At 65.0% G+C, this 5,491-nt stretch carries 5 protein-coding genes and 1 pseudogene; 5 read left to right on the top strand and 1 reads right to left on the bottom strand.

The features are described from left to right. The 5 genes from DD1DGNOD_RS09150 to DD1DGNOD_RS09130 all read left to right on the top strand — a co-directional run. Nucleotides 1-1,157 (top strand): 3-dehydroquinate synthase family protein (locus tag DD1DGNOD_RS09150; RefSeq protein ID WP_206443044.1); only part of this gene is annotated, 1,157 nt, incomplete at its 5' end. A gap of 22 nt (nucleotides 1,158-1,179) precedes the next feature. Beyond that, on the top strand, nucleotides 1,180-1,698 hold the full coding sequence (locus DD1DGNOD_RS09145) for an S-ribosylhomocysteine lyase (protein WP_131769893.1): 519 nt from the start codon (nucleotides 1,180-1,182) through the stop codon (nucleotides 1,696-1,698). Then, nucleotides 1,695-2,429 (top strand): SDR family NAD(P)-dependent oxidoreductase, encoded by a 735-nt coding sequence (locus tag DD1DGNOD_RS09140; RefSeq protein ID WP_165036547.1) that lies wholly within the window; start codon nucleotides 1,695-1,697, stop codon nucleotides 2,427-2,429. The genes DD1DGNOD_RS09145 and DD1DGNOD_RS09140 overlap by 4 nt, the downstream gene beginning before the upstream one ends. Nucleotides 2,430-2,464: 35 nt before the next feature. Further along, complete coding sequence (locus tag DD1DGNOD_RS09135; RefSeq protein WP_241255590.1) at nucleotides 2,465-3,514, top strand: thiamine pyrophosphate-dependent dehydrogenase E1 component subunit alpha; 1,050 nt, start codon at nucleotides 2,465-2,467, stop codon at nucleotides 3,512-3,514. Continuing rightward, nucleotides 3,514-4,521, top strand: coding sequence for an alpha-ketoacid dehydrogenase subunit beta (locus tag DD1DGNOD_RS09130; protein ID WP_241255591.1), 1,008 nt, complete (start codon nucleotides 3,514-3,516; stop codon nucleotides 4,519-4,521). The genes DD1DGNOD_RS09135 and DD1DGNOD_RS09130 overlap by 1 nt, the downstream gene beginning before the upstream one ends. A gap of 451 nt (nucleotides 4,522-4,972) precedes the next feature. On the opposite strand, the pseudogene DD1DGNOD_RS09125 reads toward DD1DGNOD_RS09130, so the two are convergent. After that, nucleotides 4,973-5,491, bottom strand: a pseudogene (locus DD1DGNOD_RS09125) (ISAzo13 family transposase); the annotation flags it as partial.

The raw sequence follows: 5,491 nt of genomic DNA, 5'->3' as shown, positions 1-5,491 counted from the left end.
CGCCGGACCCCACCACACCCCAGCCGGAGGTCGTGAACTTCCGTGCCGCCCGCGAGCTCCGTTGGACGGCGATCATCCTGCCTGACCTCCTGGACTTCCGCTCGAGCGATGATCCCGACCTGTTCGGTTCGCGGAAGCGATCCCGGCGCCGGTTCGTGGTGATCGACCAGACGGTCTACGTCCTGTACGGCCATCGCATCCTGGCGCTGCTGAAACGCTACGGAATCGAGCACAACACGCCATTCCTCATCCCCGGCGGCGAGGCGTCCAAGACCGAGCACACCGTTGCCCGGATCTGTGCGGCCATGGACGAGTGGGGGGTCCAGCGGTTCGACGAGCCCATGCTGATCTTCGGCGGCGGGTCGGTCCTCGACACCGCCGGAGAGGCCGCCAACCGTTACCGGCGAGGGATCGAACGTAGGAACTACGGCACCACGCTCGTCGCCATGATCGACGTGATGTTCGCGATCAAGACTGCCGTCAATCACGGCTACAAGAACCGCGTTGGGTCCTACCACCCGCCCGCGGCCGCCTACGGCCTGTCGCAGTGCCTCGGGACGTTGACCCGCGAGCAGGTGCTCGACGGCGTCGGCGAAATCTACAAGGTCGGCCTCATGCTCGATGGTGAGGTCTTCGGGCTCCTGGAAGACCCCGGCCCCCGCCTGATCGTGGAGCACTTCCAGGGCCAGGACCCCGACACGCTCGCCGTCCTGGCGCGCACGCTCCAGGCGATGTCCAAGGAGCTGAGCAACAACCCGTTTGAGGACAACCCCGCCCGCGCCAGCTATGGAGGACATGGCATCTCGCCGGGTATGGAACCGGAGGTCACACATGGTGAGGCCGTGGTCCTCGACCTGCTCTGGACGACGATGCTGTCCTGGCGGCGCGGATACCTGGAGACGCCTCACCGCGACCGCATCGTCGCCCTAGCCCGGCTGCTGGGCCTGCCGCTCTGGCATCCCGTCCTGGAACACCCCGAGCGGCTGACCCGCGCCCTGGCCGACACTGCCCGCCACCGCGGCGGCCGGCAGCTCATCCCGGCCCCAGTCAGCAGCGAGGGCGAGTACCGCCCTGGCAAGATCGCCTACCTCGACGGCATCACCGACGCCGAGCTGCAGCGCGCCCTGGCCGACCTGCGTGCCATCGCCGGCGCGTAAGCGAGAGACGGGAGCGACACACATGAACCTGGAGCCCACCGAACTCGACCACCGCGACATGGACGTGCCGTTCTTGCGGGTGGCGTCGCGCATCCTCAGCGCCTCGGGCCTCGACGCCACCGTGTGGGACTTCCGCGTCGGGCAACCCAACGTCGCCGCGGTGCCCGGGCCCGTGCTCCATTCCCTGGAGCACATGCTCGCCGTCTACCTCAAAGAGCGCAGCGACTCGGTCCTCAACGTCGGCGTCATGGGCTGTCGGACCGGCTTCTACATCATCACGCTCGGAGCCGTCGACTTCGGCAAGATCTCGCGACTGGTCGCTCAGGCCCTGGAGGCGATCCAGGCCGCCACCGAAGTGGTGCTCGCCAACCCGTCCGAATGCGGAGCGGCCGAATACCACTCACTCGCCGGCGCGCAGGAGGCCGCGCGGTGGCTGCTCAGCCGGCGGGCCGACTGGGCCGAGACGGTGAGACGAACACTCCACGACCAACCCCGCTCGCGCCCCAAGCCCTCAGTCCGCTGCCCGAAGGGAGACGCATGACCTCCGCAAGCGCGCTCGACGGCAAGGTGGCCGTCGTCACCGGCTCCAGCAAGGGGATTGGCCGTGCGCTGGCGATCGGCCTCGGCCAGGCCGGCGCAAATGTGGTCGTCAACTACAAGAACGACCGCGCGGGCACCGAGCAGACGTGCCGGCGTGTACAGGAGGCCGGCGGCATCGCCGTGGCGGTCAGCGCTGACGTAGGCGTCCCCGAGAATGCTCAGCAGTTGATCGACACGGCCCATCGCGAGCTTGGCAGCGTCGATGTGCTCGTCAACAACGCCGCGCGTGTCCGCCTTGGCCCGGCGCGAGCGGTGATTGCCGAGGACTGGGACGACGCCATCAACACCAACCTTCGGGGCGCCTTCTTGACGACCATGGCGGCGGTGGCCGCGATGGGGGAGCGGGGTGGGTCGATCATCAACATCTCGACCTGTGCCGCCACCCTGATGCTCCGGTACCACTCCGTCTACACCGCTTCAAAGGGCGGCCTGGAGGCGATGACACGTGGAGCTCGCGCCGCGCGTGCGGGTCAACGCCATCGCGCCCACGGCAACGAGCATGGAGCACAACTGGCAGTACGACCCCAACTTCGACCGCAGCTGGAGCGCCGTCACCCCGGGTCCTACATGACTGCCGATGAGGCCATAGAGCAGTCGGTCGAGATGGTCGACCCCATCTCGGCAGGCAACTGGTTCGACAAGTACGAGTGGCAGTCCGCACGCGTCGACTGACCCGGCGCGGGACGGACCGACGAACAGGGAGTACGATGAACGAGATTTCACAGATCACTCAGATGGCTGTCGTAGATGCGAGTCTGAGTAGCGAGCGTTTGATCGAGATGCAGCGGAGGATGCTGCGTATTCGGCGCTTCGATGAGCGTGCTGTTGAGTTGCACGCGAAGGGCTTGCTTCCTGGACCGATTCATACCTCGATTGGGCATGAGGCTGCGGTTGTTGGGGCGTGTATGGCTCTTCGCGGCGATGACTATATGACGGGTTATCATCGGTCGCACGGTCATCCGATCGGTAAAGGTTCGCAACTTGCTCCGTTGATGGCTGAGCTCCTTGGGAAGTCAACAGGGGTCTGCCGAGGCAAGGGTGGGTCGTTGCATCTGGCTGATTTCTCGGCAGGCAGCCTTGGTGAGTCAGGAATTGTTGGCGGGAGTTTGCCGATCGCGGTTGGAGTAGGATTGAGCGCGAAGATGCGTGGGACAGATCGGGTGTGTCTGAGCTTTTTTGGTGATGGCGCTGCGAACACGGGTCCGTTCCACGAGGCGTTGAATCTGGCGGCGATTTGGCGTGTGCCGACGGTTTTCCTCTGTGAGAACAATGGTTATGCGACTACGTTCCCGATTCGGGAGGCGATGGCAGTGGAGAATGTCGCTGACCGGGCGGCGGCCTATGCAATGCCGGGTATCTGCGTTGATGGTCAGGATGTGCTGGCGGTGTATGCGGCGGTTTCAGCGGCGGTGGCGCGTGCTCGCGCCGGGGGCGGGCCGAGCCTGGTTGAGGCGAAGACGTATCGCTTCCGTGAGCACGCCGAGTTCGGCGTCGGCGGCATGCAAGGGAGCTTGGCGCGCTACCGCTCGCTAGAGGAGGTGGAGAAGTGGCGGGCACGGGATCCGATCGTGTTGTTCCGGGAGGAGCTCCGTAGCCATGGGGTATTGACTGACGAGAATGCTCTGCGGCTGGAGGCCGAGGTGGCCGGGGAGGTGGAGAAGGCTGTCCGTTTTGCCCAGGAAAGCCCACTCCCCGAGCCCGGTGAGGCGTACGAGGACGTGTTCGTCAACCCGATTGCGGCCAGGAGCCCGAAGTGATGGAAGCTGAGGTGCAGGGAATGACACAGCTGACATATCTCGATGCAAGCCTTGCGGCGATTGCTGAGGAGATGCGTCACGATCCGTCGGTGTTCTTTATGGCTCAGGATTTGCGGGCCAACCTGTATGGCCGTTTCCCTCTTGAGGAGTTCAGTGAGGAGCGCATTCTGAGTCTGCCGATCTCGGAGGCGGGTTTCGTCGGTGCCGGCGTGGGGGCGGCTTTGACGGGTCTTCGCCCGGTGATCGATATGGCGTATTCGACATTTCTGTACTCGGCGATGGATCAGGTGGTGAATCAGGCGGCGAAGATCCGCTACATGTCGGGTGGGCAGGCGAGGGTGCCGCTACTGCTGCTTGCGTCGGTCGTCTATGGTAGTGCGCAGGCCGCCCATCACGCGGATCGTCCGTTTGCGCTGTTCGCGAACAGCCCAGGCCTGAAGATCGTCGTTCCGAGCACTCCGTACGACATGAAGGGGCTGACGACGGCAGCGATTCGTGAGGACGATCCGGTGCTGCTGTTCAAGGATGCCACGCTGTTCGAAATGCGGGGGCCGGTCCCGGTTGAAGACTACGTGATTCCACTCGGCTCGGCGGATGTGAAGCGTGAGGGGGTTGACGTGACGGTGGTTGCGATCGCCGGTGCCGTCAAAGTTGCGCTTGCTGCCGCGCAGAGGCTTGAGACGGAGGGGATCTCGGTCGAGGTCGTCGACCCGCGTTCGCTCGTTCCGTTGGATCACGAGACGATTAGCGCTTCGGTTGAGAAGACCGGCCGGGTCGTCGTCGTCGATCCGGCACCCCGCACCTGCAGCTTCGCGAGCGAGCTTGTCGCCTCGCTCGCCGAGGAGTGGTTCTGGCGTCTGAGGGCGGCCCCGCTACGAGTGACGGCTGCAGATGTGCCGACGCCGTTTAGCCCGCCGCTTGAGCGGCAGACACTGCCCGACGTCGAACAGGTAGCGCAAGCGGTACGCTGTGTCGTCTCGGAGAAGCGGGTACGGAGCAATGGTTGAGACCTGTGGATCGGCCAGGAAGGGCGTACCTTCCAGATGATCGAGTGAGGTGAAGCTATCCCGGTTTGGTAACTCCGTTGAAGGGAATGGACGTGCTGACTCGCGAGACCTCGACCGGCTTCCCGCCATGCAGCAACCGCTCGATGACCCCCGCCGCCCGGCGAAGGCTCCTGCTCCGGGAGATCGCGGTCGTGCTTGACGTCGGAGCAAACGAGGGCCAGTACGGAAGTTGGGTCCGCTCCGTCCTCAGCTTCCCTGGCCGCATCATTTCGTTCGAGCCTTCCAACCGCACCTTCAACACTCTTGCGTGTGCAGCTTCGGGCGATACCAAGTGGGAGTGCCAAAAGTGGCTCTTCGCACTGCGCGGGAGATCGTGTGTGAAATCTTGCGGACGGTAACCATTGTCGGTAGCGTTCTGTAGCCACAGACGGGGCTCCCTGGAAGCTGCCGATTAATAACTTCTGCTCTTGATATTGCTCTTGTCGATCAGGTTGGTGAGGTCCTGCGCGGTGGGTGCGGTGATCGGTGCGGGTGGGATGCGCCGGCCGAGGCCGTCCAGAACAGGGGTCACCTCGTGGATCGCGTCGCCGACGGCGCCACGGGGTGAGCCCAGCAGGCGGGTGAGTGCCTGCCTCTGGGTCTTCCACCGGTGGTGGATCACGGTGACCAGCAGCCGGTCGGACAACGACAACGGCCCGCGGCGCAGGATGCGGTAGCGGGCGGGCTTGTGGTGCAGGCTGATCGGCGGATGGTCGAGCAGATAGCGTTCGACGGAGGCGAGCAGGGCGGCGAACTCGCTGTCCTGCATGCCGGTGAGGGTCGGATGGCGCAGCCCAGCGGGGGGCGCGGTCGTCGGGCTGGGTGCGGTCGTCGTAGCGGCCAGGTGGCACCGGGGCCGGTGGCTGTGGCCGCAGGGTGTAGTTCCAGGTGCCGTGCCCTCTCTGCCAAGCTGAGTTGAGACAGAATGATC

Origin of the sequence: Candidatus Protofrankia californiensis (assembly GCF_900634765.1) — a bacterium.
GTDB classification, from domain to species: domain Bacteria; phylum Actinomycetota; class Actinomycetes; order Frankiales; family Frankiaceae; genus Protofrankia; species Protofrankia californiensis.
This window is presented reverse-complemented; position numbering and strand designations above follow the sequence as displayed.